At 61.6% G+C, this 26,584-nt stretch carries 25 protein-coding genes; 11 read left to right on the forward strand and 14 right to left on the reverse strand.

Annotated elements, in window-relative coordinates:
- The first annotated feature begins 128 nt into the window (after window positions 1-128).
- Entirely contained in the window at window positions 129-1,703 is a 1,575-nt protein-coding gene (locus tag ACZ5J0_RS19550) for a tyrosine-protein kinase domain-containing protein (protein ID WP_464093852.1), read from the forward strand.
- Window positions 1,704-2,128: 425 nt separating this feature from the next.
- On the opposite strand, the gene ACZ5J0_RS19555 is transcribed toward ACZ5J0_RS19550, so the two are convergent.
- Window positions 2,129-3,586, reverse strand: coding sequence for a sugar transferase (locus ACZ5J0_RS19555; RefSeq protein WP_464093853.1), 1,458 nt, complete (start codon window positions 3,584-3,586; stop codon window positions 2,129-2,131).
- Window positions 3,587-4,082: 496 nt separating this feature from the next.
- Between ACZ5J0_RS19555 and ACZ5J0_RS19560 the strand changes: the two genes are divergently transcribed.
- Window positions 4,083-4,673 carry a helix-turn-helix transcriptional regulator gene (locus ACZ5J0_RS19560; protein WP_464093854.1) on the forward strand — a complete coding sequence of 197 codons (591 nt, stop codon included), beginning with the start codon at window positions 4,083-4,085 and terminating at the stop codon, window positions 4,671-4,673.
- Between the two features lie 370 nt (window positions 4,674-5,043).
- On the opposite strand, the gene ACZ5J0_RS19565 is transcribed toward ACZ5J0_RS19560, so the two are convergent.
- The 6 genes from ACZ5J0_RS19565 to ACZ5J0_RS19590 all read right to left on the reverse strand — a co-directional run bounded on the left by ACZ5J0_RS19565 (window position 5,044) and on the right by ACZ5J0_RS19590 (window position 11,436).
- Complete coding sequence (locus ACZ5J0_RS19565; RefSeq protein ID WP_142937358.1) at window positions 5,044-5,595, reverse strand: transcriptional initiation protein Tat; 552 nt, start codon at window positions 5,593-5,595, stop codon at window positions 5,044-5,046.
- 149 nt (window positions 5,596-5,744) lie between these two features.
- The gene (locus ACZ5J0_RS19570; RefSeq protein WP_223941289.1) at window positions 5,745-6,698 is read right to left on the reverse strand and encodes a hypothetical protein; all 954 of its coding nucleotides are present in this window, start codon (window positions 6,696-6,698) and stop codon (window positions 5,745-5,747) included.
- 646 nt (window positions 6,699-7,344) lie between these two features.
- Complete coding sequence (locus ACZ5J0_RS19575) at window positions 7,345-8,001, reverse strand: GntR family transcriptional regulator (RefSeq protein ID WP_223941290.1); 657 nt, start codon at window positions 7,999-8,001, stop codon at window positions 7,345-7,347.
- Window positions 8,002-8,126: 125 nt separating this feature from the next.
- Entirely contained in the window at window positions 8,127-9,146 is a 1,020-nt protein-coding gene (locus tag ACZ5J0_RS19580) for a transketolase family protein (RefSeq protein ID WP_464093855.1), read from the reverse strand.
- Window positions 9,143-10,036, reverse strand: coding sequence for a transketolase (locus tag ACZ5J0_RS19585; RefSeq protein WP_464093856.1), 894 nt, complete (start codon window positions 10,034-10,036; stop codon window positions 9,143-9,145). Before ACZ5J0_RS19585 ends, ACZ5J0_RS19580 begins: the two co-directional genes overlap by 4 nt.
- A 62-nt stretch (window positions 10,037-10,098) precedes the next feature.
- Window positions 10,099-11,436 (reverse strand): MFS transporter, encoded by a 1,338-nt coding sequence (locus ACZ5J0_RS19590; RefSeq protein ID WP_166841960.1) that lies wholly within the window; start codon window positions 11,434-11,436, stop codon window positions 10,099-10,101.
- A 206-nt stretch (window positions 11,437-11,642) separates the two neighbouring features.
- On the opposite strand from ACZ5J0_RS19590, the gene ACZ5J0_RS19595 reads away from it, so the two are divergent.
- Genes ACZ5J0_RS19595 through ACZ5J0_RS19610 form a run of 4 tightly spaced genes read left to right on the forward strand, consistent with a single transcriptional unit; the run spans window position 11,643 to window position 15,525 of the window.
- Window positions 11,643-12,485: a sugar phosphate isomerase/epimerase family protein gene (locus ACZ5J0_RS19595; RefSeq protein ID WP_166842002.1), complete on the forward strand. Its 843-nt coding sequence runs from the start codon at window positions 11,643-11,645 to the stop codon at window positions 12,483-12,485.
- Between the two features lie 22 nt (window positions 12,486-12,507).
- Window positions 12,508-13,281: an SDR family NAD(P)-dependent oxidoreductase gene (locus ACZ5J0_RS19600; protein WP_250820891.1), complete on the forward strand. Its 774-nt coding sequence runs from the start codon at window positions 12,508-12,510 to the stop codon at window positions 13,279-13,281.
- A gap of 39 nt (window positions 13,282-13,320) precedes the next feature.
- Window positions 13,321-15,057 (forward strand): dihydroxyacetone kinase family protein, encoded by a 1,737-nt coding sequence (locus ACZ5J0_RS19605; RefSeq protein ID WP_464093857.1) that lies wholly within the window; start codon window positions 13,321-13,323, stop codon window positions 15,055-15,057.
- Between the two features lie 9 nt (window positions 15,058-15,066).
- Window positions 15,067-15,525: a ribose-5-phosphate isomerase gene (locus ACZ5J0_RS19610; RefSeq protein ID WP_166841963.1), complete on the forward strand. Its 459-nt coding sequence runs from the start codon at window positions 15,067-15,069 to the stop codon at window positions 15,523-15,525.
- Window positions 15,526-15,554: 29 nt separating this feature from the next.
- Here the strand turns inward: ACZ5J0_RS19610 and dnaB are convergent, their stop codons facing one another.
- On the reverse strand, window positions 15,555-16,943 hold the full coding sequence (gene dnaB / locus ACZ5J0_RS19615) for a replicative DNA helicase (protein ID WP_017197290.1): 1,389 nt from the start codon (window positions 16,941-16,943) through the stop codon (window positions 15,555-15,557).
- 591 nt (window positions 16,944-17,534) lie between these two features.
- Here dnaB and ACZ5J0_RS19620 point away from each other — a divergent pair.
- Together ACZ5J0_RS19620 and ACZ5J0_RS19625 are read left to right on the forward strand one after the other, a co-directional pair.
- Window positions 17,535-18,008: a hypothetical protein gene (locus ACZ5J0_RS19620; protein ID WP_142937382.1), complete on the forward strand. Its 474-nt coding sequence runs from the start codon at window positions 17,535-17,537 to the stop codon at window positions 18,006-18,008.
- Between the two features lie 7 nt (window positions 18,009-18,015).
- Window positions 18,016-18,591 carry a hypothetical protein gene (locus ACZ5J0_RS19625; RefSeq protein WP_166841964.1) on the forward strand — a complete coding sequence of 192 codons (576 nt, stop codon included), beginning with the start codon at window positions 18,016-18,018 and terminating at the stop codon, window positions 18,589-18,591.
- 3 nt (window positions 18,592-18,594) lie between these two features.
- Here the strand turns inward: ACZ5J0_RS19625 and ACZ5J0_RS19630 are convergent, their stop codons facing one another.
- From ACZ5J0_RS19630 to ACZ5J0_RS19645, 4 genes are all read right to left on the reverse strand, one after another.
- On the reverse strand, window positions 18,595-18,951 hold the full coding sequence (locus tag ACZ5J0_RS19630) for a TFIIB-type zinc ribbon-containing protein (RefSeq protein WP_250820893.1): 357 nt from the start codon (window positions 18,949-18,951) through the stop codon (window positions 18,595-18,597).
- 49 nt (window positions 18,952-19,000) lie between these two features.
- Window positions 19,001-19,627, reverse strand: coding sequence for an FMN reductase (locus tag ACZ5J0_RS19635; protein ID WP_166842003.1), 627 nt, complete (start codon window positions 19,625-19,627; stop codon window positions 19,001-19,003).
- 95 nt (window positions 19,628-19,722) lie between these two features.
- Entirely contained in the window at window positions 19,723-20,679 is a 957-nt protein-coding gene (locus ACZ5J0_RS19640) for an alpha/beta hydrolase (protein WP_223941295.1), read from the reverse strand.
- Window positions 20,680-20,737: 58 nt separating this feature from the next.
- Entirely contained in the window at window positions 20,738-21,814 is a 1,077-nt protein-coding gene (locus ACZ5J0_RS19645; RefSeq protein ID WP_223941296.1) for an alpha/beta hydrolase, read from the reverse strand.
- 243 nt (window positions 21,815-22,057) lie between these two features.
- On the opposite strand from ACZ5J0_RS19645, the gene ACZ5J0_RS19650 reads away from it, so the two are divergent.
- Window positions 22,058-23,305 (forward strand): CaiB/BaiF CoA transferase family protein, encoded by a 1,248-nt coding sequence (locus ACZ5J0_RS19650; RefSeq protein ID WP_464093858.1) that lies wholly within the window; start codon window positions 22,058-22,060, stop codon window positions 23,303-23,305.
- Window positions 23,302-24,264 carry a beta/alpha barrel domain-containing protein gene (locus tag ACZ5J0_RS19655; RefSeq protein ID WP_166841969.1) on the forward strand — a complete coding sequence of 321 codons (963 nt, stop codon included), beginning with the start codon at window positions 23,302-23,304 and terminating at the stop codon, window positions 24,262-24,264. Before ACZ5J0_RS19650 ends, ACZ5J0_RS19655 begins: the two co-directional genes overlap by 4 nt.
- Window positions 24,265-24,266: 2 nt before the next feature.
- Here the strand turns inward: ACZ5J0_RS19655 and ACZ5J0_RS19660 are convergent, their stop codons facing one another.
- The gene (locus ACZ5J0_RS19660; protein ID WP_142937350.1) at window positions 24,267-24,710 is read right to left on the reverse strand and encodes an SRPBCC family protein; all 444 of its coding nucleotides are present in this window, start codon (window positions 24,708-24,710) and stop codon (window positions 24,267-24,269) included.
- A 76-nt stretch (window positions 24,711-24,786) separates the two neighbouring features.
- Window positions 24,787-25,080 carry a DUF4287 domain-containing protein gene (locus ACZ5J0_RS19665; RefSeq protein WP_142937349.1) on the reverse strand — a complete coding sequence of 98 codons (294 nt, stop codon included), beginning with the start codon at window positions 25,078-25,080 and terminating at the stop codon, window positions 24,787-24,789.
- A 616-nt stretch (window positions 25,081-25,696) separates the two neighbouring features.
- Here ACZ5J0_RS19665 and ACZ5J0_RS19670 point away from each other — a divergent pair.
- On the forward strand, window positions 25,697-26,584 hold the full coding sequence (locus ACZ5J0_RS19670; RefSeq protein ID WP_464093859.1) for a hypothetical protein: 888 nt from the start codon (window positions 25,697-25,699) through the stop codon (window positions 26,582-26,584).

A 26,584-nucleotide genomic window follows, 5' to 3' on the forward strand; every position in this document is an offset into this window, starting at 1 on the left:
GCGCGGCTTATCCGGTACTCAGTGCTCCACGGCAGTACCGAGACTGACACTACAAGTCTTGGAATAGTACGCACCCGGCATGCATGGAGAGGACCACACAATTGCTGCAGGACGATAAACCTCAAGGGATGTCGGGCAATGACCTCCTTTCCGTAGTCCGCTCACATTGGCTCGGGATCCTGCTCATCACAGTGTTGATGGTGGGAGGATCCCTGGGGTGGTATGCGCTTCAGCCCAAGATCTACTCAGCGGAGTCAAGCGGAATAGTGGTGGCAGCGGGGGCCGAAAACCTTGGCATGTCCCTGGCGGGAGACAGCCTCGCCAAGTCCAAAGCCAAGGGCTATCAGTCGGTGGGCGAGTCCATCCTGGTAGCTGAAAGCGTCATCAAGTCATTGGGCTTGAAGGAATCGGCCCCGGACATCACTAGATCGATCAGCGTGAGTGTCCCCCTCGATTCGGTGGAAATCCGGATCACTGCACGGTCATCCGACCCCCAGACAGCCCAGAACGTAGCTGATGCGTGGGTGACCGCCTTGGCCGCGCAGGTCTACGACTTGGACAAAGGAAATGCCAGCCCCGGGACAGAACCCGTCACCAAGATCGTCCCTTTGGCGAAGGCGAGCCTTCCATCGGCCCCCGTTTCACCGCTCTTGACGGCAACGCTGGGCATTGGACTGGCCGCGGGATTGCTCATTGGTCTTGGCTACGCGCTGGCACGAAACCACCTGGACCGGAGGATTCGCGGAGCCAGCGAGATTGAGCGACTATTTGGCCTGGCCGTCGTGGGTACTTTGCCTCTGGACAAACGGCTCAGCGAAAAGTCGAGCGTACTTGAAAATACTGCGGGAACTCATCGGGTTCCCGGCGGCCATGCCATGGCTGAAGCCTTGAGGGAACTACGCACAAATCTGGACTTCATTGATGTAGACAACCCTCCCCGAATCCTGCTGACTACCAGTTCCTTGCCCTCCGAAGGCAAGAGCACAGTCACCAGCAACCTGGCGGCGACCATAGCCGCTGCCGGCAGGGACGTCATTGTTGTGGACGCGGATCTTCGCCGTCCCACAGTTCATCAGGTTTTTGGTGTCTTGCCGGACGTTGGTGTGACGGACATCCTCTCGGGCCGGGCGGCCATCGATGACGTACTTCAGGAATGGGGTCCGAATTCCCACCTCCGGATCCTCACAGCTGGTCGCATCCCCCCGAATCCCTCCGAACTCCTTGGCTCACGGGCCATGGAACATCTGCTCAGGGAACTGTCGCTGAGAGCTATGGTCCTCATCGATGCGCCGCCGCTGCTCCCCGTCACTGACGCCGCTGTACTTGCCCGAGTCGCAGACGGCACGCTTGTGGTAGCAAGGGCACGTAAGACAACCCGTGACACCCTGTACCGCGCCCTCGGCAACCTTACTCGTGTGCGCGGGCGCGTCCTGGGCGTCATTCTTAACTGCGTATCCACCAAGGGTCCCGGAGATCTCAATTATGGCTACTACGGAGCATACGGAAGCGCCGAAGACTTGCAGGGCCACAATCCACTGACGCCCGAAAACAATCCACCGTCTGCTCCCGGCAGGGCTCTTGAGGCTCACCCGGTGAATTCTTTGCCTGGAAGCCAGGAGGGACAAACCGCGTCGGATCCCCTCAGCCGATGGCGTGCATCTCAGGATGGCTCCAGAGGCCGGCGTTCGGCCCCTCCGGGCTAGATGTACTGCCTCGAGGGGTCGGTTGAACCGTGAGGACCAAACTTGCGATTTCTCCGGCATGAACGAATGCCCTCAGCTTTCGCCGGCGAGCATTGATCGCCACCGGAGGGTTTGCCCTGGCGGCCGGGGCAGCTTTCGCCGAGACGGTGCCAGAGGCAGCTGCAATCGCTGTGACGAAGAGCGCCAGACGGGTTTACTATGCATCGGATTTCGGTATCTTCCCGAAGGCGACTATGCCAGCCACAACACCCCAGGGTGCGATTTCCAGCACCTGGATTCTTGCCAATGGCAAACCGTTGAGCGACGCACTGCGCTAGGTGCCACGTGACATCCCCACTACAGACACAATGGATCGCTTTTGAGCCGGACTCGGGGATCGGTCCTGGATGCTCTCCCGCAGCAGCGAGCCCCCGACGAGGAACCTTCTAGTAGGCGCCGTCTTTGGCAAAGACGGCTCTCACGGTTCGCAGGAGATAGATCATGTCTTGAAACATGGACCAGTTCTCTACGTAGTAGAGGTCAAGGCGAATCGAGTCATCCCAGGACAGATCGCTGCGCCCGCTAACCTGCCATGGACCCGTAAGGCCGGGTTTGACCAAGAGCCGGCGGTGGGCAAAGTCGTCGTAGGTTTCTACTTCCACCGGAAGCGGCGGACGCGGACCCACCAAACTCATGTCGCCCATGAGGACATTGAAGAGTTGGGGCAACTCGTCAATGGAATACCGACGGATGAATCGGCCGACCCTTGTGACGCGAGGATCGTCTTTCAACTTGAAAAGGACTCCGTTGCCCTCGTTGAGATCGGCGAGCCGGGACAGTTGTTGCTCGGCGTCGGTCACCATGGATCGAAACTTCAGCATACTGAAGACTTCACCGGACCGACCGATACGCGTCTGCCGAAACATTGCCGGGCCAGAGCTGTCGAGTTTGACCAAAAGGGCAACGACGCACATGGGGACGGCAAGGATAGTGAGTATGACCAACGACGCAGAGACATCCAGCCCGCGTTTGGCTACAGCTTTCAGGCCCTCCAACTTAGGCGTGGTGACATGGATCAGGGGCAACCCGGCCAAAGGCTGCATGTGAATTCGCGGACCTGCCACATCGGTCAGCGCAGGAGCCATGAACATGCCGATGTCGCGAGCGGTTAGCGCCCAGCCAAGTTGCCGCAATGTGGGCGGGTCAACGACTGCGCCGGATATGGCCACGGAGTCCGCCGCGGAGGCTTCCACCGCTGCCAATATTCCTTCCAGGTCCTTGCCCTTGCCCATGACAGGCAGGTCGAGCCCTTCCGGCCAAGGGTCGAAAGCATCTGGAGTGGTTAAGTATGCGGCCACAGGCTGGTAGCCGGCAGCCGGATGGGCCCGGAGTTGCTGAATAAGGTGGGCAGCACTCGGGGCCCCTCCAACAACAAGAACCCGGCGCAGATGCTGGCCGGACTTCCGTCGGAGGATCAAGTCTTTCCGCAGTGCCCACCGGCCGATGAGCAGGCTGATGGTGCCCAATGGCAGGGCCACCGCCACATAGCCTCTGGCAGTGTCGAGCTGGAACACGTACGAGAAGATGGCTATGCCTCCGAACAGCCACAGGGAAGCCGTGGTCACCCGCCTGTACTCCTCAGTGCCGAAGCCTTGGATTCGGTGCCCACGGGTTCCTAGGGCCCCCAAGGTAATCAACCACAGGACGTCGAGGACCACGCTAACCAGCGGGTACGGCGTCTGAACGGACCCTATGCCCAATGAGGGTCGCTCCAGGCCGAAGCGGAGGAGCTCGGCAATCGCGACAGCCCACGTAATGCACAGGAAATCAACCAGCAGGACTCTTACCCGGCCGTCATGCTCAAGCATGTCCAGCTTGTCATTTACCTGGCGTGAACTGCTCACACTTTGGGTGGGTTTATTCATCAATGTCAACACCAAAAAATCCCATGTGGCTAGCTGATGGTTCCGGAAGGAGTGAGGCAAGAGATCCCGCATGAATGACCGGAACAGGCAAGGAAGGTTGGCATCGTGGCCTCTCTTGTTCGGTCATCTACTCACTCCCGACTGAAAGCGGAGTTGCTCCGCCTGTCTGATTATGGAAGCGCTGGTGACCTGAGGTGCTCTGACTACTCCCAAAGTACTAGGGGTGTAGGCCCGGTGCCGCGCAGGTCACAACGCTCGCCGAGCTTCGCCCCACAACACTTAGCCAACACAGGAAAGGCCACTGATAGGGCGAAAAGAGCGGGCTAACTTACTCATGTGTCAGATCGACATCTACACATAGCTGGCGCGTTGCAAGCGCGGGCCTAGCCATCGATCAGGGGGCAAAATGGGAGCTGTTGCATACACCTTTGACGTCGACTTCATCCACAGGAATCCAGTTCTCAACAGTGCAGTCATGTCTGAGTGGGAAAGCAGTGCAAAAGCCACAACGCTGGGGAAGGTCTACAGTTCCTGGGCTTCCTTCTCGCGGGATCATCCCAGAGCTGCCCACTGGATAGCGCTGGACGCCTTTTTTGATGACGAAGTCCCTCTTCCGCTGAAGGTCCGCACTATTGCTGCGACCGGCCGACGCTGCATTGTGTTGGGAAGGGTGAGCTCAGCTCAACGCTCTGCGCTAGGCGCAGAGGGTGCCGTTGCCATCCTGGATGATGACTCAACACCTGCGGAAATTCCACGGCGGATTGAAGAGGTGGTGGTTGGTTCTGCCCCCACGCTTCCGGCAAAGCCGGGAGTCGGCACCAGGCTCACCGATCGTGAAATCCAAGTCTTGGAACTCTTCGCGCAACGCCGGGCCCTGACAGCTTCGTCGCTGGCCTCAGCGCTCGGACTCCGTACCACCACCGTCCGGGGCCATCTCTTCCGCGGCCGCCGGAAACTTGCTGCTGCAGGCCTCAAATGCGCCACACGCGGGGAGCTGGCGAATGCACTCCAGGAGATTGGATACAGCCACACTGACGCTCAGTGGCATGCCTCCGGGCGATGGTGAACAGGCCTTAGGCGGCCTATGCCACTGAGGGATTCCATGCTCCACCACTGAGATTGGGGCATCGGGCATGAGCCACTGAAAGTGCCAAACCAGACAGCAGCGAGCCTTGCCCGCAGCAACGCCAACAGCGAAGTGATCCTGGCCCCGATACAACGGGAGTAGCGCGGGGTTGCAGTGGGCAACTAGGAAGAGTCCAGGTACGTAAGTGAAGACTCTCTAAAAGACCCTGAAACGCAACCTACGGGCCCGACGGATAGCGTCGAACCCGTAGGTGCGCCTTCCCGGGCTGGGCGGACACACCCACCACCCGGGACGAGCGGAACTGCAAAAGCCCTCCCCATCAAAGGCAGGGCAGCCAACGTTTCGGCTACTAGTCAGATTCGGTCAAGACAACGCTGATGACGGACACAGTGGTGGTGCCGTTGTAGGTCACGGTCACAGTCATGGTTGCGGTGGAAGGCCTCTCGCTGGATGCCAGGTTTTGAGTACTCACAGCAAAGAGAGCAACACCATCTGCACCCGTGACGACGGTGACACTGCGGCTCTGATCCGACTCTGGTCCGCCGTTATCCGGCGCCGGGTACGCGTAGATACCCAGGACGTCGCCGTCGCCATTTTGGCCGGATACGGTGACGGTGACCGTAGCGCCTACAACAGGGTTGCCGTTGGCGTCCTTTACCGTGACGGGGAAATCGTAGGCTCGTTGATCCAGATCCTCTTCGAAGCTCCCGTAGTGGTGGTCGCCCTTCCAGTTGCTGATGACGGTTCCGGTTCCGGGCGTCACAACCACCGGAGGGAGTGACGCAGCCACTGCCGGAGTTGCCGCAGCTATAGCAATTGCAGGAATGCTCCACGCCGTCCCGATAACCACTTTACGCCGGTCAATAGTCGAACTTTTTGCTTTACCTTTATCCAAGGTCATCGTTTGCTCCTTCAAGCCAGTCAGCGCGCTAGCTGACTGAAGTAAATCTGTCGTGGAAATTTCGGTGCAAACGGAACTTATCATTGTGCTCTTATCCCAAATTTTTTGCTGCTTGGGATGTACTATGCAAGTTTCAAAGGCCTCACTGATCATGCATCCAGCAGAATTCCGTGAGACCGAAGCTTCTCAACACTCTCCAGCAAATGGGATTCATATCCACCTGGAAGTCCAATATGAGGAGCGATGCGCTCGGAGATTCCGACTAGATCGCAAGGGGTAGCCAGTGCGTGCCAGATGGCGGGCCCAATGCCTGAAAGTCGAACTACGCCCTGGCCGGTCATCACGATCAGTTCAGGGTCCTGGCCGTTTGGTGAGGGAATCTCAACGGCGTCGAGGAGATCAGCCCTCTTGAGGACCCTGGAGTGGGCGCCATGGAGGTGCGAATGTTCTTCCGACAACGGTTCTGTGCCCCTATGCAGGACTGACCTCCACGTTTTACGTATGGCTGGCTGTTCAAGGAGGGCGGGCAAAACCACCGCCAAGTCTCCGGCCTCGCGGTAAGTCACACGGACCGCGCCACCGGTCGCGTCGAGGATCCCACAGAGGCGACTCACTGGCTGGCGGACTTCACCCAGGGACGAGGTGTGGGGTGCGAGCTCGATGATCGCCTCCGCGTGAGAAAGCGGAGTGACCTTAGGTGTGGACGCATTGGGCTTTCGGTCCAGTAGGACAACCAACGCCAGCGTCGGCGAGGCAGGTGCCACCAGCAGTCCGAGGTCGTCAGGGCCGATCTGGTGCTTGGGTGCGGGGAGTTCTTCGACTATCAGCGATAGTGGCTTCGCATATGGAACGATCATTCCTGCGCCATCAACGGCAACGGTTTCATCAGTGACGTAGCCCAGGGTAGCCCCCAGACGTCTGGTTGCGGTGGTCTTTCCCATGCCCGAACGCCCTACAAGGGCAACTGTCCGGCCGGTTCCCGTATCCGCCAATGCTGCGGCATGCAGCATCACCAATTCTCCCCGGCCCGCGGTGATGCCCGCCAAGGTTATGGCGCTTGTCAGATCCGCGGCGAATTGCCTGAATGTGCGGCCGGTGACCACGGAAGTTCCAACACGCGATGAGACTGTGGCCCGAAAGGGCCGTCCCGCTGCGTGAACCGGTTCTGCCCCGGCGCTATTTCCGGAAGACGGCTCGTCAGACAGATCGAGGCAGCGCTCCCATGCTCGCCGCAGTTCCGCGTAGAGATACGGAGTTACTCCCGCCTGCAGCACCACTGAGACAGAAGCTCCCAGAACACGGAGTTTAAGTCGGTACGACCCCGCGAAGTTTGCTGGTTCTTCCGACAAATCAACCCCACTTGTACTTCCGTGGATGCTGGCCGCCGACCCTGTGTTCATGGTGATGCTCCTCCTCCTGAAAGTGGCTCCTGGCCGAATTTCAGCCTGAGAGCCCATCTATTGCGCGGGGCCGGCGTTGCCAAACGACACAACGGCGTCCTTGATTGCTTGCAATCAATATCACTAAATGATGCCAACTGCTGGGAATAACTCATCAATGGCAATAACTGGCACCACGTAGGGGCGAAAGGATCCGACCACTGATGGTCCGCATGGAGAATATATAGTCAGGCTCTGGGGTTCAACCGCGCAGAAAGCTATTTCAAGCTTATTTGCCGCAGGCCGGAAAGTACTCTAGGGAGATCGCAGAGATTCGCGGTTGTAAATTTGAATGAACTCTGGAGTAAATCTAGCCCACCAGGTTTTCGGCAGCACCATTCATGTGCTCAATGATGGTTTCGCGCGCTTTCGCTGCATTGCCGGTTTCAATAGCGGCCACAATGTCGTGATGACGCCCCACACTCATATTGCGCGTGGCACGTTCCAGGCCGGCAAACATGATGGACATGCGGATGGAACCTTCCAACGACTCCCACGAGTGCAGCAACGTCTCGTTGCCGGACAGGCGGCAGAGAGTCCGATGGAATTCCAGGTCCGCCTCAATCCGCTCTTCCAACGACGACTTCGCAGCTTTGTCCATGGCATCGACGGCGGCACGCAGCTCGGCGAGCGCGGCTTCCTTATTGGCCATGGCGCTCAGGGTCCTGGCAGCCAGGGACTCCAGTACGCCCCGGACGGCAAAAATGTCCCGGATTTCCTTCACGTCCAGGTGACGCACGGACATCCGGCCACGCGCTCCGGCGGAGATCAGGCCTTCCTGCTCCAGTTGGCGCAGGGCTTCGCGCAGTGTCCCACGGCTGATCTGGAGCATCTCGGACAGTTCGGTCTCCACAAGATGCTTGCCTGGTTCCAGCTCGCCGCTGGTGATGGCAGTGCGCAGGGCGGCCAGCGCCTGTTCGCGCAGGCTTTTCTTTTCCAGTCCCAGCAGGGAGGCGCTTAGGGCCATAGTGATTCCTCGGTGTCAATGGGCGACTGTTAACAGTCGATACTACGGGCGCGTGGGTTTTTGTACAGCTAACGCCCTTTAGAGCGGGTTTTAAGGGCATTAGCTGTACAAAAACTCGCGGAAGCCTAGCCGAGTTCGGCCAGGACCTTGGCCACAATCCTGTCGACGGACAGTCCGTAGCGTTCGTGCAGCGTTGGCAGCGCACCGGCGTCGAGGAACTGGTCCGGCAGTCCGATGGGAACCACGCGCTTGCCCAGGCCGGCGGTAACGACGGCGGAGGCAACAGTTTCGAACAGGCCGCCAACAACGGTGTGGTTCTCCAATGTGACGGCCAGCCGATCCGTGTTCAGTTCAGCGAGGACGGTCTCCGAATCGAACGGCTTGATGGTGGGGGTGTGCACCACGGCAACGTCCACGTTGTGTTTGGCCAGGGCGTCCGCCGCCTGGAGTGCCCGCATGGTCATGAGGCCCGAGGATACGAAGACAACATCGTTGCCGCCGCGAAGGACCTTGGCTTTGCCGAGCTCGAAGGTGTAGCCGTATTCATCCAGGACCGTGGGAACGTTGCCCCGGAGCAGGCGCAGGTACGTGGGACCGTCGGAGGCTGCAAGCTGCGGCACTGCCTGCTCTATGTCCACGGAATCGCAGGGATCCACGATTGTCAGGTTGGGCATGCCGCGGAAAATCGCCATATCTTCGGTGGCCTGGTGGCTGGGACCGTACCCGGTGGTGAGGCCGGGGAGTCCGCCAATGACGTTGACGTTGAGGTTTGGCTCTGCGATGTCCAGGCACAGGAAGTCGTAGGCGCGGCGAGCGGCGAACACAGAATACGTGGATGCGAAGGGAATCAGCCCGGTCTCGGCCATGCCCGCTGCTGCACCGAAAAGGAGCTGCTCGGCCATGCCCATCTGGAAGAACCGGTCCGGGAAGGCCTTGGCAAAGATGTGCATATCCGTGTATTTGCCAAGATCGGCGGTGAGGCCAACAATGCGGGAATCGGCTTCGGCGGCTTTGACCAGCGCATGGCCGAAGGGTGCAGAGGCTGTCTTCTGGCCAGGATCGGCAAAGGACGCAATCATTGCCGAGGTCTTGAGTTTCGGTTTCACGGCAGCCGTCATACCGGGGGCTTCGGTGGTGGCGCTCATCGGGCAGCCGTCCCTTCGTATCCTGCAGTCAGCTGCTCACGGCAGATCTGCCACTCGTTTTCTTCGATCCGCATGAAGTGTGCTTTTTCACGGTCTTCCAGCAGCGGTACACCCCGCCCCACCTTGGTGTCGCAGAGAATCACCGACGGCTGGTCCGAAGCAGCCGAGCGCGTGGCGATGTTGTCGAACGCTGCCAGCAGCGCACCGACGTCGTTCCCGTCCACCCGCTGGGTGTACCAACCGAACGATTCCCACTTTTCAGTGACCGGCTCGGTCCGCAGAACGGTGTTGGTGGCACCGTCAGCCTGGAGGGCATTGATGTCCACCATGGCTATCAGGTTGCCCAATTGGTGGTGGTGCGCACCCATGGCAGCCTCCCACGTGGAACCTTCGTCAAGCTCGCCGTCGGAAAGGAAGTTGATCACGCGGGATGCGGAACCCTGCAAGCGCAGGCCCAAGGCCATTCCCACGGCGATGGTGAGTCCGTGGCCCAATGAGCCTCCGGAGATTTCCATGCCCGGGGTGTACGTGGACATGCCGGACATCGGCAGGCGGGAATCGTCGGAACCGTACGTTTCCAGCTCGGCCAGCGGAACGATTCCGGCTTCGGCCAACGCTGCGTAGTGCCCGATCGCGTAGTGCCCCGTGGAGAGAAGGAACCTGTCGCGGCCCTCCCAGTGCGGGTCTTCGGCACGGTAGCTGAGCTGATCGGCGTAGACGGCGGCCAGCATGTCGGCGGCGCCGAGCGCCTGGCCAACATAGCCCTGGCCCTGGACCTCGCCCATGTTCAAGGCGTGGTGGCGCATGCGGTAGGCGGCGGCGCGGATACGGTCAACGCGCTCGGCCGTGGGAGCGGCTACGGGCGCCGCTTCAATTGATGAGAGAGTCACAGGTTTCCTTCCGGAGTCGGGCGCGCACCGATGGGGAGAACGCGCCCGACGTCGAGGGGTGCTTAGGCGTTTATGGTCTGGGGAGTTTTGCTGGCGGCTTCTTCGGCAAGCTGACGCTCACGCTTGCCCCAGGTTTCTTTGGTGATGAGAGCCGCCCACAGGCCGATCGCTGCGTAGACGCTGAACAACAGGGCCGGTCCCATCCAACCCATGCTGACAAACAGCAGGGTGGTGATGAATGGGGTGAAGCCGGAGACCATGGCCGAGATCTGGTAGGCCAGCGAGGCTCCGGAGGAGCGGGTCTTGGCTTGGAAGAGTTCCGGGAACCAGGCGCCCTGCGCACCGGCCAGGGAGTTCTGGCAAACGGCGTAGGCGATCACGATCGTGGCAATGATCAGGAAGAACAAACCGGTGTTGACCAGCATGAACATGGGGATTCCGAAGAGCACGGCGAACGCTGTGGACCAGATGTAGACGGGGCGACGGCCCACCTTATCCGTCAGCTTGCCCCAGAAGTAGGTGGCAAAGATGCCAATGCCGGCGGCGACACAGAGCGCCACCAGGGTCTCGGTTTTGTCCGCCAGATTGTTGGTGTGGAGGTAGGAGATCATGTACGTGACGGACACTGCGTAGCCTGCTGTTTCAGCGATGCGCAGGCCTATGCCGCGGACAATGTTGCGCCAGTCCGTCTTGATGACCTCCACGATGGGGGATTTGACGATGTCGCCCTTGGATTTGACGTCCTCGAATACCGGGGATTCCGGAACCTTGGAACGGATGATCAGGCCTACGGCCACCAGGACAATACTGGCCAGGAACGGTACGCGCCAGGCCCATTCGGAGCCCAGGCCCACGCTGCTCAGGAACACCAGGTTGGCCAGGAGCAGCCCCACTGGGAAGCCGGCCTGCACGATTCCGGTGAACTGACCCTTCTTGCGCCATGGTGCGTGCTCGTAGCTCATCAGGATGGCGCCACCCCATTCGGCGCCGAAGGCGAGGCCTTGGATCACGCGGACCAGTACCAACAGCGCTGGGGCCAAAAGACCCACTTGCTGGTAGGTGGGGAGCAGGCCGATTGCGAAGGTGGCCAGGCCCATGAGGATCAGCGAGGCCACCAGGACGGGCTTACGTCCGAGCTTGTCGCCGAGGTGGCCGCCAATGATGCCACCCAGGGGACGGGCAGCGAAGCCGACGCCGAGGGTCGCGAAGGAGGCCAAGGTGCCTGTTACCGGGTCAGCGCCCGGGAAGAACGCCGTGCCGAAGTACAGCGCGGCGGCCGTGCCGAAGCCGATGAAGTCGTAAGTTTCGATCACTGCGCCAACGCCGGAGCCGACGGCGACACGCTTTGCATCCTTGGTTCCATGAACCGGACCACGCATGGTCAGAGCTTCATTGCTCATCTGTCTTTTTCCCTTTCGAAGAGTGCGGCGCTTCTTCGGCGACCTCACTGTCGACAGTCAACATAATACGACAACTGTGACGCAGCGCACCAGCAATGTCAACAGTCAACCCTGAAGGTTGACTGTTGACAGTTAACGCAACTAAAGTGGCTTGCATCACTAAGGAGTCCTCACCGATGAGGCTTCGACGTAGAGGATCAATGACGATGTTTCATCAACGACTGGGCTGCTCGTCCATCAGCTTCCGCCACCAGGAACTGGGTGCGGCACTCCACACCATGCAGGGGCTCGGCTTCGAGGAGATCGATCTGGGCGCGCTTCCGGGCGTCTGCGATCATGTGCCGTACGTGCTTGACGCCGAGGCAGTGAAGGCGGTTGCCGCCGTCGTGCGTGAATCGGACCTGCGCGTCCGCTCGGTGAACGGCGACGTCGGCGACCTGAACGCAACGCTCGACGCCGGCGCCCAAGCGGCGCGCGAGAGGCACCTCGAGATGCTGCTCGCCTTGGCAGCCAAGACTGGCGCGAAAGCCTTGGTCCTGCCGTGTGGGGCGATCGATCACGAGCCGCTGCGGAGCTTGGAAGAAGACATCGACGTTGTAGCTGAACAGCTGATTCATGCCTCTGTTCGCGCTAAAGAGTTCGGCATCGAGCTGTGGACTGAATCCCTACACTTCTACCGGCTGTGCTGGAACGCCGAACGCGCCCAACTCCTGGCCGACCGGCTGACTGGCTCGGAGGTTGGCCTGGTGATGGACTTCAGCCACATCGTGGCCTCCGGAGGGGACCCCGTGGACTTCGTTGACCGCTTCGCATCACGGGTCAAACACGTCCACCTCCGGGATGCCAAGCCTGCCTCCGGGGACCAGCCGGGAAACATCAACCTCAGCATCGGTAACGGAGCGGCCAACTTTGCCGCAGGGTTGGCGGCATTGAGAGGCGCCGGTTACTCCGGCCACTTCTCGCTGGAACTCGAAACCCGGGACGTCACCCACGGCGAGCGCCCGGCCGCTGCCGCCAAGGCAGCCAGCTTCATCACAGACCTCATCTAACAACCACCACCCAAGGAGCACCATGACCACCATCCAGCGCACCGCCGTCCTCACCGGAGCTACCTCCGATCGCGGCATCGGCCTGACCACCGCCCGCCGCTACGCCAACCAGGGCTGGGGCGTAGTCATCCTGGACCTCGACGGCGAGAAGTCCGCCAAGGTTGCTGCGGAGGTCGCCAACGAATTCAACGTCCCCGCCTTCGGCTATGAAATCGACGTCGCCAATGAGGCGTCCGTCATCGCTGCCCAGGCCGCCGTTGCCGCAGAGGTTGCCGCCGGGAACCTCCCGCCCGTGGGCGCACTGGCCAACATTGCCGGCATCACCTCTCCCGTTCCCTTCCTGGAAACCACACTTGAGCTGTGGCACAAAGTCATGGACGTCAACGCCACGGGAACCTACCTGGTTACCAAGGCCTTCCTGCCGGACATGATTGCCAACGGCTGGGGCCGGATCGTGAACATGTCCTCGGTCTCCGCCCAGCGCGGCGGCGGCGTGTTCGGCAAGGTTCCCTACTCCGCAGCCAAGGCCGCCATCCTGGGCTTCACCAAGGCACTCGCCCGCGAAATCGGGGAGACCGGCGTGACCGTCAACGCCATCACCCCCGGTGCAGTGGACACGAACATCCGCGTCGGCAGCACCGATGAGCAGGAAGCCGCCATCAACGCCGGCATCCCGCTGGGCCGCAACGCCACCACGGAGGAAGTAGCCGCCGTCATCACGTTCCTCTCCTCGGAAGACTCCGCGTACCTTACCGGAACCACCATCGACATCAACGGCGGCAGCCACATCCACTAAGCCCCTCCCCCAGTCCGAAATCCAGAACCAGGACCCACCATGACCAGAATCTTCAACGATCCCGCCGACTTCGCCGACGAAGCCCTCGCTGGCTTCTGCGATGCCCACTCGGACCTCGTCCGCCAGGTGGAAGGTGGCGCAGTGCGCCGCAGCCGCCCCTCAGCGCCCAAGGTTGCCGTCATCACCGGTGGCGGCTCCGGGCACTACCCTGCCTTTGCCGGCATCATCGGTCCGGGATTCGCCGACGGCGCCGTGGTGGGCAACATCTTCACCTCGCCTTCCGCCCAGCAGGCTTACTCGGTGGCGAAGGCAGCCAATTCCGGAGCGGGAGTGGTGTTCACTTACGGGAACTACGCCGGCGACGTGATGAATTTCGGCATGGCGACCGAGCGCCTGAATGCTGAGGGCATCCCGACGGAGAACGTGCTGGTCACGGACGACATCGCCAGCGCCTCCCCCGACGAGATCGAGAAGCGCCGCGGCATAGCCGGGGACTTAGTGGTCTTCAAAGTCATGGGAGCTGCTGCCGAAGCCGGGCTGGACCTCCACTCCGTGGTTCGCTTGGGGCGCAAGGCGAATGAGTTCACCCGAACCATTGGCACGGCATTCAGCGGCTGCACCTTCCCCGGCGCCGAGCAGCCTCTGTTCCGCCTTCCCGAGGGACAGATGGGCTTGGGTCTTGGTATCCACGGCGAACCTGGGCTGTTCGATACCGAGCTGCCATCCGCCGTCGAGCTTGGCCGGGAACTGGTGCGACGCGTGCTGGCCGAGACGCCTGTGGGCGCTTCCACCCGCCTGGCCGTGCTCCTCAACGGCCTGGGCTCCACCAAGCACGAAGAACTCTTTGTCCTCTGGCGGACCGTGGCTCCCTTGCTGCGCGAGGCCGGTTACACGCTGGTCATGCCGGAGGTGGGCGAGCTGGTGACGAGCCTGGACATGGCCGGTGCCTCGTTGACGCTGACGTGGCTGGATGACGAACTGGAGGAGTACTGGACCGCACCAGCGCTAACACCTGCATACCGTCGCGGTGCGGTGGGGTTCGCTGCCGCTTCCTCTGACACCGCGGAAGCTGAGACGGACAACGTTGCCGCTGCGGACTACTCCTCCACAGCCGAGTCCCGCGCATACGCTGCCCAGTGCCTTCGAGCCTTGGACACGACGGCCACGCTGCTCCGCGATTCCGAATCAATCCTCGGGGACATGGACGCAATCGCCGGCGACGGCGATCACGGCCGTGGCATGGTTCGCGGATCAGCAGCCGCCCTGGAAGCAGCAACCGTGGCCCTTGAGCGTGGCGCAGGTGCCGGCTCGCTACTGGCCGCTGCCGGCGACGCGTGGGCAGATAAGGCCGGCGGCACGTCGGGCGTCCTCTGGGGTGCCGGACTGCGCGCCTTAGGCGAACGGTTGGGGGACGCAGAAACCCCGACGCCGGACGTCCTAGCCCAGTCTGTTCGAGCTTTCGCGGACCGCATCGCGAGCCTCGGGAAAGCCGACATCGGCGACAAGACCATGATGGATGCCCTGCTTCCGTTCGCGTCCTCACTGGAGGACCGCATCTCCTCCGGCGCTGTTGCGGAGGACGCTTGGGCAGCTGCCGCAGCCGACGCTACAGCGGCTGCTGCGTCCACCGCGGAACTTCGCCCCCTCAAGGGTCGGGCCCGGCCACTGGCCGAAAAGAGCATCGGCACGCCGGATCCCGGGGCGACGTCGCTCGCCATGGTGTTCGCCGCCGTCGGGCCCCATTTCACAGCCGTTCCCGTTGCAGCAACCCACTAGGAGAATTTCATGCGCATCATTGTGGGCGCCGACGAAGCCGGCGTTGATTACAAAGACCGAATCATGGCCGATCTTGAGGCCGACTCCAGGATCACCGAAGTGATCGACATCGGAGTGAACCGCGCGGACGAGGACTTCACCAGGCCCTACCCCTACGTGGGCATCGCCGCCGGTGAAATGATCCGGGACGGCAAGGCTGACAGGGCCATCCTTTTCTGCGGCACAGGCATTGGTGTGGCGATCGCAGCCAACAAGGTCCCGGGTATCCGTGCCACGGCTGCCCATGATTCGTTCTCCGTGGAGAGGTCCATCCTGTCCAACGACTGCCAGGTCCTCACCATGGGCCAACGCGTTGTGGGCGTGGAACTGGCCCGTCGCTTGGCCAAGGAATGGATCGGCTACGCGTTCGATCCCGAATCCGGGTCGGCCGCCAAGGTGAAGGTACTCATGGACTTCGAGGGCTGCTGAACAGCTCTTCCCAGGCCGGGCAGTAGGGGCTAGAAGCCGCCGCCACCCGCCCCGGTTTCGCCGGCCATGTTGGCAAAGCGGGAGTAATGGCCCTGGAATGCCACCACGATGTCCTTGGTGGGACCGTTACGGTGCTTGGCGATGAGGATGTCAGCTTCGCCTGCGCGCGGTGACTCTTTGTCGTAGACGTCCTCACGGTGGAGCAGGATCACCATATCGGCGTCCTGCTCGATGGAGCCGGATTCACGGAGGTCGGACACCATGGGGCGCTTGTCCTGGCGCTGCTCGGAACCACGGTTCAGCTGCGACAGGGCAATGACGGGAACCTGAAGCTCCTTGGCGAGCAGCTTGAGCGCACGCGAGAACTCGGAAACTTCCTGCTGGCGCGATTCCACCTTTTTGCCGGAGCTCATGAGCTGGAGGTAGTCGAGGATCACGAGCTTGAGGTCGTGCTGTTGCTTGAGGCGGCGGCACTTGGCGCGGATTTCCATGAGGGACATGTTGGGGCTGTCATCAATAAACAGCGGAGCATCGTTCATGCGACCCATGGTGGTGGCGATCTTGGACCATTGCTCGTCCTTGATGGTGCCCTTGCGGAGATCCTGCAGGCCAATGGTCGCTTCTGCTGAGAGAAGACGCATCGCAATTTCGTTCCGGCCCATTTCCAAGGAGAACATGACCGTGGCCAGGTTGTTCTTGATGGCAGCGGAGCGGGCAAAGTCCAGCGCGAACGTGGACTTACCCACGGCAGGACGGGCGGCGATAACGATCATCTGGCCCGGGTGGAGTCCGTGCGTCAGTTCGTCCAGTTCGTAGAAGCCGGTGGGAACGCCGGTCATGCCCTCGCCGCGGTGACCCGAAGCTTCGATCTCGTCCACGGTGGACTCCATGACGTCCTTCAACGCCACGTAATCCTCGGCAGTACGCTTTTCCGCCACCGCGTACACCTCGGCCTGCGCCTGGTTGACGAGGTCTTCCACCTCGCCGTCCTGGCCGTAGCCCATCTGGACGATTTTGGTGCCGGCGTTAACAAGGCGCCGTAGCACCGCACGCTCTGCAACGATCTCAGCGTAGTAGCCTGCGTTGGCCGCCGTTGGCACGGTCTGAATGAGCTCGTGGAGGTAGGCGGGGCCGCCGATACGGTTGATCTCACCACGCTTGGTCAGTTCATCCGAGACGGTGACGGCGTCAGCGGGTTCACCGCGGCCGTAGAGGTCAATGATGGACTCATAGATGGTCTCGTGGGCGGGACGGTAGAAGTCGTGTCCGCGAACGATCTCCACGACGTCGGCAATTGCGTCCTTGGACAGCATCATTCCACCGAGCACCGACTGTTCAGCGGGGATGTCCTGGGGAGGTTTCCGGCTCGAGTCCGAAGCGCGTGAGCCCTCGATTGAGTCCAAGTGCGTTACTGACAAAGCCGTCCTCCATTTGTGTGCCGCTGTAGAGCTGAACTCCCTGGCGGCCCGTAAAGCGCAGTGCGTGGCCAAGTGTCCGCCTGGTGCATCTCACGATGTCACGCAGGCCCGACAGAATAGCCGCGTCCACAGGTTATCCACAGTGGCTTCCATGGGCTCTTCTCAAGTGGTGACTTTTTGGAAGCCCAGGAAACACTTTCGCGGGATATTCGTGCCCAAAATGGACACTCCAGACACGTTACAGCAGGTGCTTCACACCCCCTGTGGATAACCTGTGGAATACCAGCCAGAGGTTGTGCACAGACTGTGCGTTACCCTGTGGATAGAGAATTTCTTTCACGGGAAATAACGCTCTGACCTGCGGAAACACTCCCCACACGCTGTGGACGCGAGAAAGTTTTGCCAGCAATTAATCCACAGACACTACAGCTCCGGGGGTCATCCAAGGACGGAAAATCCGGTGATACATACTCGAAATGTGATGCATCTTACAAAACCGTCTTTAATTTGACAGAGATCTCTCAGAAGCCTATGCCGGAAGTGGAATGTGCTGTGGATAACCAAGTTCTGGCATAAGCTCTAGGCATGGGGATGAACTTTGGTGACGTACTGACGATTGTCCTTCCGCTTCTTGTCCTCGTGGGCCTGCTGTGGGCGCTCACGGCAGCCTTCAAGCCGCGCGATACCGGCCTTTCCGACGCCGAGAGGTATCAACGCGAACTGGCGGCACGTTCCGCTGCCCACCAAGCGTCCCAAGTGCGGGAGGCACTGGCCCTTCGCGCCCGCATAGATGCCACTACCAAGCCGAGCCAGAACGAGGCCAGCCATCGCGAGCAGGTGGAGAACAGCAGGACGGCCATTCAGGCACAGGCTGCGCGGTCTCACGCTGCCGGACAAACGGGACACCAACCAGCAGTGCTCCCCAACGGTCAACTGAACCCTCAACTGGCCTTCGAGTTACAAAACCTGGTCCGCAGCGGTAAAAAGATCGAGGCCATCAAAGTCCTCCGCCAGGCCACCCATTCAGATTTGCTTACTGCCAAGAACTACGTAGATCGGCTATGACGACGCCATGGATTCCATCCTCATCCCGCTCCTGATCCTCGTTGCGGTCATTGCGGGAGTGCTCCTGCTTATTCGCTCTTTCACCAAGCGCTCCGTCGAAAGCAAGGCCGACTTCGCAGCGGCGAATGCACCCAAGGACGCGGTTGAGTTGGCCAGAGAGTCTGCAGCGAAGCTGAATCAAGAGCAGCACAGGCAGCTCTACTCGCTCATTGCCCAGGGACAGGGCATGGCGGCCATCAAGCTTTACCTGCAGGCGACTGGAGAGGGCCTGCGGGCCTCGCGTGACGCCGTCGGCGCACTGGCGGCGCACCCCCAGCCGTTCACTCCGGAAGCCACACCCAAAGATTTGATTGCCGACGACGACGACGAGCCTGAACGTTTCCCCTACAGGTACAGGGCAATCGTCAGTAAGGGCGATGTCACCCGGGAAGTGAGCAGCAACATGCTCAACGACGAGATTTACGGTCGTATCCGCACGCTGGCAAAGAGCGGCGATGTTGAGGGCGCGGCACTTGCTTTGACGCGCCACTCAGACATCAACATCAAGCAGGCCCGCGAGTTCATTGAGCTGTTGGACGACTAAAAGCTAGAAGTCGAACAAGTCCCCCAGGAAACCTTCCTTCTTCTTGCGCTTGCGGCCGTACTGGTCGCGACCATAGCCGTCGCGTCGGTCGTCATCCCTCCGGTCGTAGTCGCGCCTATCCCTATCGTCGTACCGCGGCTGCTGTGGCCGGGACTCGAAGGGGTTGTAGATGGGCGGGGGCGCGATCGGCGGCTGGGACGGTGCGGCGGCAGGCCGGGCAGGGGCTGGAATGGTCTCCGCAGCGACCCGGTCAATGATCTTGTCCAGCTCCCCGCGATCCAGCCACACGCCCCTGCACTGCGGGCAGTAGTCGATCTCCACGCCGCTTCGTTCGCTCATCACCAGGTCAATGGAATCCACAGGACATTTCATGTTTGCCCCAACGATCGGCCCTGGCAATTAGTTCGTCCTATCTGCCTGCTGAGATTCCGGCAAGCAACTGTTCAAACGGCAGCGACTCAAGTGCATCGTTCTTCCGGTGCGGCTGGGAACCGCTCAATAGTTGCACGAGTTCACCGGCCGCTCGGTCTACGCGCACCGACAGGGGCGAGGCGCCGTCGTCGGTGTTTCCCCAGTCCTGCGGCCCCGCGAAGACGCCGGTGGCCGCAATCCTGGTGCGCAGGTAGCTGAACAGGGGACGCATTGCGTAGTCGAGGACCATCTGGTGGCGGTCGGTGCCGCCTGTGGCGCCCAGCAGCACGGCTTTGCCGTCCAACGACTTCGGGTCCAGGACGTCGATGAACGACTTGAACAGGCCGCTGTAAGAGGCGCTGAAGACGGGGCTGACGGCGATGATGGCGTCAGAATCCTCGACGCCGGCAATCACGTCCGCCAGGCGCGGTGCGGCATAGCCGGTGACGAAGTTGTTGGCGATGTCCACTGCGAGGTCGCGCAGTTCAACGACGTCAATCTTCGCGTCGTACCCGGCCGCGCGCAGTTGCCGCTCGGTGGAGGCGGCCAGCTGGTCGGCCAGCAAGCGGCTCGACGACGGGACGCCGAGTCCGGCGGAAAGTACGGTGATGCGGCGGGTTTCCATGGCATTCTCCTGTTGCTCGTTCATCCAGCTTACATGCATTTGCATCTAAATCACTGAACGGGTGATGAGTCAGAAGTATTCCCGCGGCGTCTTGGCTACTCCTTGAGCTGCATCAGAAACGCCACGGTTGCCGCGGAAATCTGCTCTTGGGCAACGCCCCGATCCACAGAGGGTTCGCCGTCGCCGGGCTGCGCACCGTAGCTTCCGAAGAACGCGTGATTCCCGCCTCGGATTTCAACGAAGGTGGCATCGGCGGGCAGCAACTCACGGGAGGCGTCGATCTTCGCCGGCGTGCTGAGGCCATCTTCGGTGCCGGAAATGGACAGAACCTGCAGTCCCGACCGGTCACGCAAGGAGTCCAAAGGGTAGGAGGCGTAAAGCAGCAGACCATCCACATCCTTGTTTCCCAGAGCAAAAGAGCTCGCGCTCACCCCTCCCAGCGAGTGGCCACCCACCGTCCATGTGGAGATCTCAGGATGGTCAGCCATGGCCCCACGTGCCTGGCTTCCGTCCAGCAGGCTGAGATTCAGGGGCGTCTTGAGAATCACCACGAGGACCCCGGCGTCCACCGCTGGCTTGAGGATGTCCGCATACGCCCGCGCTTCAACGCGAGCGCCCGGATAGAAAACGAGCCCCTTGGTGACAGCTGCCCCGGCCGGCTTCATGGTGATGGCTGTGGGCGATTCCACCATGGATCCGGCCACCGATCCCGCTTCAGCCGCTTCGGAGGCCTGGTATGCGAAGGGATTCAGCCACGCCAGCATGGCCACAAGTGCCAGCACGCCGACGCGCGCGGCCCACGCACCCACAGCCCTGGCCAAGGACCGCTTCGAGGAGCTACGGCGTCGACGCCACAGCAAAATACCCCAGAGAACTCCGACGACGGCGGCCGTCACCAGGAGCGACGGCAGGAGCGGATGACCACGCAGTACGGCCGGATTTCCCAGCAGCATCCACCCCGGAACTAGGACCAACGCGGCCACGCACACGGCGGAAACCCAGAACAAAACCGGTAGGCGCTTGTCTGCGGTGACCTGCAAAGAGGAAGTCATTCCTCAAGAATAGTTCCATCATGGAGATAAATTGAAGTCCGCTAGGGTTCTGCCGTGCTCAACGCCTCAGCGCGTGCTCGGACAGGAAGTCGAACGTCTTGTCCCGCGCCTCACGGGCCTCGGCAAAGTTCAAATGGAACTGATACTCATGAGGTAGCTCGGGCTGGTGAGTGGCCGGCCAGAACAGCTCGGTCACCGGAACTCCCGCATCCTTCAGCCGGTTGCTGTAGGGAACCGACTGGAGCCACGTGAGCCCGTCACCATTGCCGCCGCTGATGAACGTGGGAGGGAAGTCGTCGGTCACGAAATCGATGGTGGACATGGTGGCCCCGGCGTAGGTAGCGGACCAGTCCTTGGTGCCCGTGTAGGCCCACAGTGACGTCTTGAATCCCCAGGCCACAATCCCGTTGAGATCCGCCATGGCCCTGAGGTCGTACACGCCGCAATGCAGGATGGTGGCAGCCAGATCCGATTTCTGGAGCGCGGGCTCAATTCCCATCAGATTGGCATACCCGGGGTTTACGGTGAGCGTGGTCATCTGGCTGGCGAGCTGGGCGCCGGCGGAGTCACCGGCCAGAACTATGCGGCTGGCGTCCACGTTCAGCTCGGCGGCATTGGCCTTGATATAGGCGAGAGCTTCGTTGATGTCCCGCACCGCCGTGGGGTAGGTGGCCTCCGGTGCAATGGGGTAACTCATGCCGATGGTGGTGTAGCCCTCGGCGGCGATGATCTTCAGGTACGGATTCACGTCGCGCTGCGCTCCTGAAATCCACGCGCCACCGTGAATCCACACCACAGTGGGAAGTGCCGCCGTGGTGCCTTGAGGACTAAAGACATCAAAGGTGGATCCGGGCTTGTAGACCACCCCTTCTTGGGTTTGCAGCGGCGTATCCGGAACGTATGGAGTCATTTCGTCAATGGTTGCCTGTGCTCCGCGCTCAAAAACAGCACGGATCAGCAGCGCCGAGGGCCACGGAGTAGCCGAAAGTGCCAGCGCGACTACCAACACCAGCAGGATCGCCAACTCAAGCTTCCGTCGCCGCGCGGAGCGCTTTCGCTTGGTGCTGGAACGTAGGCCCGTACGTGCCTGCTCATCCTGCCTCGTACTGGCTTGGTTCGATTCCAACGGCCCCATCACACACTCCCCCGGTCGGCGTACCTCTGGACCATGCTAAGGCGGAGGGTCGTCCCCGAGGGTCAGGACAGCGGCCGCGCCGCCGCCAGCGGAACCCCTCGCCGCCGTCGAACGTCATAACGACCATCCACCGCGTGTAACCCACGACGCCTTCTAGCGCCTGCAGTCACTTTTGAGCCAGAGTGTAGGGGTGCACTCACATCGGCGCGCCCACCGCCTATCCGCCCCGCACGAAAGAAGACCATGACACACCAAACAATCGCCCCTCTGGACGGCGTCCGGGTTCTGGAGCTCGGCAACTACATCGCCGCGCCCACGGCAGGCAGGCTGCTGGCCGACTTCGGAGCTGAAGTCATCAAGGTGGAGCGGCCCGGAACCGGCGACGAACTACGCAACTGGCGCCTGCACAAGGGCAACACGTCCATGCTGTACCGCACCCTGAACCGCAACAAAAAGTCAGTGGTCCTGGATCTCCGCACGGATGCGGGCAAGCAGGCAGTGCTGGAGCTCGTGGCCAAATGCGACATCCTTCTGGAGAACTTCCGTCCCGGCACCCTGGAAAGGTGGGGTTTGGGGCCCGAGGTTCTCAACGACGCGAACCCGGACCTCATCGTCACCCGCATTTCCGCCTTCGGGCAGACGGGACCGCTGTCGCAACGGCCTGGTTTCGCCGCCGTCGCCGAAGCCTACGGAGGGTTCCGCAACCTGGTAGGCGACCCGGACCGCGCGCCGGTGCGGGTGGGCGTCTCCATCGGAGACTCAATCGCGGGCCTGTACGCCGCCTTCGGTTCCATGATGAGCCTGTACCAGCGTGAAGCACGACGCCGGGACTCGGCTGGCGCTGTTCCGCTCACCGAGCGCATCATCGACGTCGCGTTGAACGAGGCCATGTTCTCCATGATGGAGTCACTGATCCCTGACTACCAGGCATACGGCGTGGACCGGCAGCGCGTCGGTGGCCGCATGGAGGGCATCGCTCCGTCCAACGCCTACGTGTGCAAGGACGGCGCGAGCATTGTGGTGGCCGGTAACGGGGATTCGATCTACCAGCGGTACATGCAGACCATTGGTCGCCCTGACCTCGCAGAAGACCCTTCCCTGCAGACAAACGCCGGGCGCTGGGCCAAGCGTGAAGAGTTGGACCAGGCCATCGGCGAGTGGGCAGCCACGCTGTCAGGCGCCGAGGCCCTCGAAGCCCTCGAAGCCGCCGGTGTTCCCGCCGGTCCCATCTACACCGCGGCGGACATCAGCACGGACAGCCAGTACGCCGCCCGCAACATGATCCAGAAGTTCGACGTTTCCACCGGCGAGGAAATCCTCCCCGGCGTCGGATTCCCCGGCATTGTTCCCGTGATCGGAGACCAGTCCCTGCCCATCCGAAACCTCGGCCCCGACCTGGGCGAAAACACGCAGGAAATCCTTGGCGGACTCCTCACCATGGATGCAGCGCAGATCAATGCGGCTTCCGGCCGCGAGGAGGCCCGACCATGAACCGCTTCGAAAGCCCCCTGGCATCCACGCTGGGCAACGTCATCCTCAGGGACGTCACCCTGCGCGACGGACTCCAACTCACCGGCAAACTCCTGCCCACGGACCAGAAGATCGAAACCGTGCGGGAACTGCTGCGGCTGGGCGTTCCCGCCATCGAGCTCGGCTCCATGGCCCGCGCCGACCTTGTCCCCACCATGGCCAACACACTCGAAGTAGTCCGGGCCCTCACCCCAGAAGAACTGGAGAAATGCTGGATCTGGGTAGCCACACCAGGCCACGTAGCCAAAGCATCAGCAGCTGGTGCGCGGAACTTCCAGTACTGCCTGTCAGCCTCCGACTCCCACAACAAGGCGAACATCGGGCGGACCACTGATGAGAGCCTGGCCGCCCTGCCCGAAGCTGTTGCGTACACTCGCGCAGTGAACGGCCAGATCCAGCTGTGCATCGCAACGTCCTTCACCTGCCCGTTCGAAGGTTACGTTCCGGAGGAGCGCATTCTTTCGATCGCCAACGACCCCCGGGCCGAGGGCACCACGGACATCGTCATCTGCGACACCCTGGGGCAAGCCATTCCAGCGCAGGTAGCCCGCCTGATCACCCGGGTCCGGGACGAGTCCCCCGCCCGGCGAATCGTCTATCACGGCCACGACACCTGGGGCCTGGGCGTGGCCAACACACTTGCCGCCATCCAAGCCGGTGCCGCAATGGTGGACGGGGCCCTCGGCGGACTGGGCGGCTGCCCGTTCGCACCCGGCGCCAGCGGCAACACCTCCAGCGAGGACATCCTCTTCGCAACCCGGCCCGAGTGGCTCACCCCGGATGTTTTCGGGGAGCTCGTAGTCCTGTCCGAGAAGCTGCTTGCCGAACTGGGCGAACCGAACCGCTCCAAGGCAGCCGAAGGCGCGAGGTCCAAGGCAGCGGCCTTTGACTGGGTTAAGCCGTCGCGCTACACCACCTAGTCCTACCTGCCTGCCCCACCAGCGGCCATCAGTTCGAGGCGCTTCAAGGTCTCCCGGTTCCGGACCCCGATGACAGGATCCCGCAGGACCTTGGGAACCACTTTTCCCGGCCCACGCACGGCGTCTTCGGCAATGGAAACACGGCACTGATGGCCACCCAAATCTTCAAGGGTGATCACTATTTTCGCTTCACCCATGGGCCATCCCCGGGCAAGCAGCTCCAGCTTACGGCCGGTCTCCACGGCGGTGACACTGGTGCTGTCATCGATGAGGAAGGGCCAAGAGCCCACGGAATGATGCAGCTTGGCACCTGGCTGGGGCCATGCCGCGTCCACGGAGCGGATTCGGGAGGCACCCACCACCCAGCCTGTATAGAGCCAGCCATCCTCGATCACTTTCCATACGTCCGCGGCGGGGCTTTTGAACAACTGGGTCACTATGGACATGGTGGTCCTCTCTGCGTGCTCACCAGGATGGCTTGATTAACCTAAGCATGCTTAGCGTCAGCATGTCACAGGGGCATTAAGGAGTGGGCTTGCTCGCCTTGCCATCCAACCAGAGAGTGTACGATTCGTCGCGGTGCGTGCCGTCCGATCCCACATGCTTGCTGTCAATCCGCGGCCCCTTCTTGATGACATGCACCAACGCCATTCCGTGACCGCGTCCAAGATCGTAGTCCGCTTTGAGCCATTCAAGAATCGCCCCGGCCTTCACCGAAGGGTCTTTGAAGCCCTTGGTGTCTGCTATTTCAACCAACTGACGCGGAGTGAGTCCGGTCTTGTCTTCAATAGCGTCAAGGTAAGCCTGGAATGACATCAGGGTGGCCTTTCGTCCGGAAATCAACGAGCAGAATTCTGCGTGCGTGCGGTCATCTTACCCAGCTCAAGGCAACAGATCATGCCCATGTAGGCTGGGATCGGCAAAATGGGGGAATCAGTGGCTGAACCGGGCAAAACTCAAACACGTCCGCGCTTAGGATGCTTTGCCGTGCTCCTTATTGGAGTGGTCTTGTTTGCATGGGTGTGCTCCATCCTCTGGACAGGAATAGACGAGGGCGCCGTTCCACCGGATTCAGCATTTCCCTCGATTCCCGGCCCCAGTCAACCAAGGGCTGTTTCCACTGAATGTGGATCGGGTGGTTGTTGGCGGGAAATGGCAGTAGAGGTCGAAGCACCGCATACTGCCGAATCCCTGGCAGCCGAAATGGGCCTGGCTTCGCGCCGTTGCGGGGCAGCAAACTTGTGGACTCTGAGAAAAACCTGCACCGGAATCGCCCATAGCAGTGCGGGGAAGCTATGGATCTCCTTGTCATATTCGCCTCTTATTTCAGAGTACTAGCCGCGAAGCGGATACCGGGCAAGAGCGGACCGCGGAAGGGCTCCAACTGGTTGGCCCGGAGCCTCCTACTCGTCCGCGCCCCTACACTGATCGCATGACGTGCCGGCGGTGGCTTTTCCTTGCGGCGGGTCTGGCTCTGGCCATGACCATGCCATTTCTGGCCGCCTGCAGCTCCGGCAGTACCGGCTCTCCCTCCGGCAGCGGGAGTACCCAGCCCGTAGCTGTGGAGATTAACCAGTCCCGGGACCAATACGGAAAACAGGCCATCCTGCTGCAGCTCACCAACACCACGGATTCGCCAATAACTGTGACTGTGGCGCAGCTGCAATCCCCGCTGTTCCAAGGTGACATCGCCTGGAAGCCTTCTGCTGGCGGCCTCGAACTGCCGCCGCGTCAGCCGAAGAGCCTGCCCGCAATACTGCCCGCGGCCTCCTGCGAAGTATCAGAAGGCACAACAACAGCACTTAACGCCAGGATCACCTACGCAGAACCGGGCAAGGAGCCCGTGGAGGCCAGCACCAACGCTTCCGATCCCTTCGGCGTCCTTTCCAGAAACGCCGGCGAGCTGTGCCTGGCATCGGAGGCCGCCGCCGTCGCTGTCATGGTCCTGGACCCCGCGCTGGAGGTTGCCGCTGACGGCCGCACCGCCGTCGTACGCCTTCTCATCACGCCGGCCACGCCGGGGACTGACCCGGGAAGCCTCACTATCGAGTCATTTGAGGAGACCACCTTGCTGGCGAAATCTCCGGCAGACCCCTGGCCGGCACATCTCGCCGTGGGCGCGCGCAAACAGGAACTACCTCTTACTATCCGGCCCGCCCGCTGCGATCCCCACGCTGTTGCTGAAGACAAGGTGGGCACCCTCCTGCCGCTGAGGGTGACCGTTGGTGACCGGAGGGGCGTGCTGAAGATTGCGGCCTCGAATGAACTGCGCGGCCGGATTTATGACTTCGTTACGGCCGCCTGTGCCCCGGCAGGCTAG

It is taken from the genome of Arthrobacter sp. DualSoilB13 (assembly GCF_055389195.1).

What these genes read in the sequence shown, in the direction of transcription:
- ACZ5J0_RS19625 (WP_166841964.1), top strand. Translation starts at nt 18,016, where the DNA reads ATGGATTCCATCCTCATCCCGCTCCTGATCCTCGTTGCGGTCATTGCG.
- ACZ5J0_RS19575 (WP_223941290.1), bottom strand. Translation starts at nt 8,001, where the DNA reads ATGGCCCTAAGCGCCTCCCTGCTGGGACTGGAAAAGAAAAGCCTGCGC.
- ACZ5J0_RS19605 (WP_464093857.1), top strand. Translation starts at nt 13,321, where the DNA reads ATGACCAGAATCTTCAACGATCCCGCCGACTTCGCCGACGAAGCCCTC.
- ACZ5J0_RS19665 (WP_142937349.1), bottom strand. Translation starts at nt 25,080, where the DNA reads ATGTCATTCCAGGCTTACCTTGACGCTATTGAAGACAAGACCGGACTC.
- ACZ5J0_RS19640 (WP_223941295.1), bottom strand. Translation starts at nt 20,679, where the DNA reads ATGACTTCCTCTTTGCAGGTCACCGCAGACAAGCGCCTACCGGTTTTG.
- ACZ5J0_RS19610 (WP_166841963.1), top strand. Translation starts at nt 15,067, where the DNA reads ATGCGCATCATTGTGGGCGCCGACGAAGCCGGCGTTGATTACAAAGAC.
- ACZ5J0_RS19635 (WP_166842003.1), bottom strand. Translation starts at nt 19,627, where the DNA reads ATGGAAACCCGCCGCATCACCGTACTTTCCGCCGGACTCGGCGTCCCG.
- ACZ5J0_RS19620 (WP_142937382.1), top strand. Translation starts at nt 17,535, where the DNA reads ATGAACTTTGGTGACGTACTGACGATTGTCCTTCCGCTTCTTGTCCTC.
- ACZ5J0_RS19560 (WP_464093854.1), top strand. Translation starts at nt 4,083, where the DNA reads ATGTCTGAGTGGGAAAGCAGTGCAAAAGCCACAACGCTGGGGAAGGTC.
- ACZ5J0_RS19600 (WP_250820891.1), top strand. Translation starts at nt 12,508, where the DNA reads ATGACCACCATCCAGCGCACCGCCGTCCTCACCGGAGCTACCTCCGAT.
- ACZ5J0_RS19580 (WP_464093855.1), bottom strand. Translation starts at nt 9,146, where the DNA reads ATGAGCGCCACCACCGAAGCCCCCGGTATGACGGCTGCCGTGAAACCG.
- ACZ5J0_RS19595 (WP_166842002.1), top strand. Translation starts at nt 11,643, where the DNA reads ATGTTTCATCAACGACTGGGCTGCTCGTCCATCAGCTTCCGCCACCAG.
- ACZ5J0_RS19565 (WP_142937358.1), bottom strand. Translation starts at nt 5,595, where the DNA reads ATGACCTTGGATAAAGGTAAAGCAAAAAGTTCGACTATTGACCGGCGT.
- ACZ5J0_RS19655 (WP_166841969.1), top strand. Translation starts at nt 23,302, where the DNA reads ATGAACCGCTTCGAAAGCCCCCTGGCATCCACGCTGGGCAACGTCATC.
- ACZ5J0_RS19660 (WP_142937350.1), bottom strand. Translation starts at nt 24,710, where the DNA reads ATGTCCATAGTGACCCAGTTGTTCAAAAGCCCCGCCGCGGACGTATGG.
- ACZ5J0_RS19670 (WP_464093859.1), top strand. Translation starts at nt 25,697, where the DNA reads ATGACGTGCCGGCGGTGGCTTTTCCTTGCGGCGGGTCTGGCTCTGGCC.
- ACZ5J0_RS19550 (WP_464093852.1), top strand. Translation starts at nt 129, where the DNA reads ATGTCGGGCAATGACCTCCTTTCCGTAGTCCGCTCACATTGGCTCGGG.
- ACZ5J0_RS19650 (WP_464093858.1), top strand. Translation starts at nt 22,058, where the DNA reads ATGACACACCAAACAATCGCCCCTCTGGACGGCGTCCGGGTTCTGGAG.
- ACZ5J0_RS19645 (WP_223941296.1), bottom strand. Translation starts at nt 21,814, where the DNA reads ATGGGGCCGTTGGAATCGAACCAAGCCAGTACGAGGCAGGATGAGCAG.
- ACZ5J0_RS19590 (WP_166841960.1), bottom strand. Translation starts at nt 11,436, where the DNA reads ATGAGCAATGAAGCTCTGACCATGCGTGGTCCGGTTCATGGAACCAAG.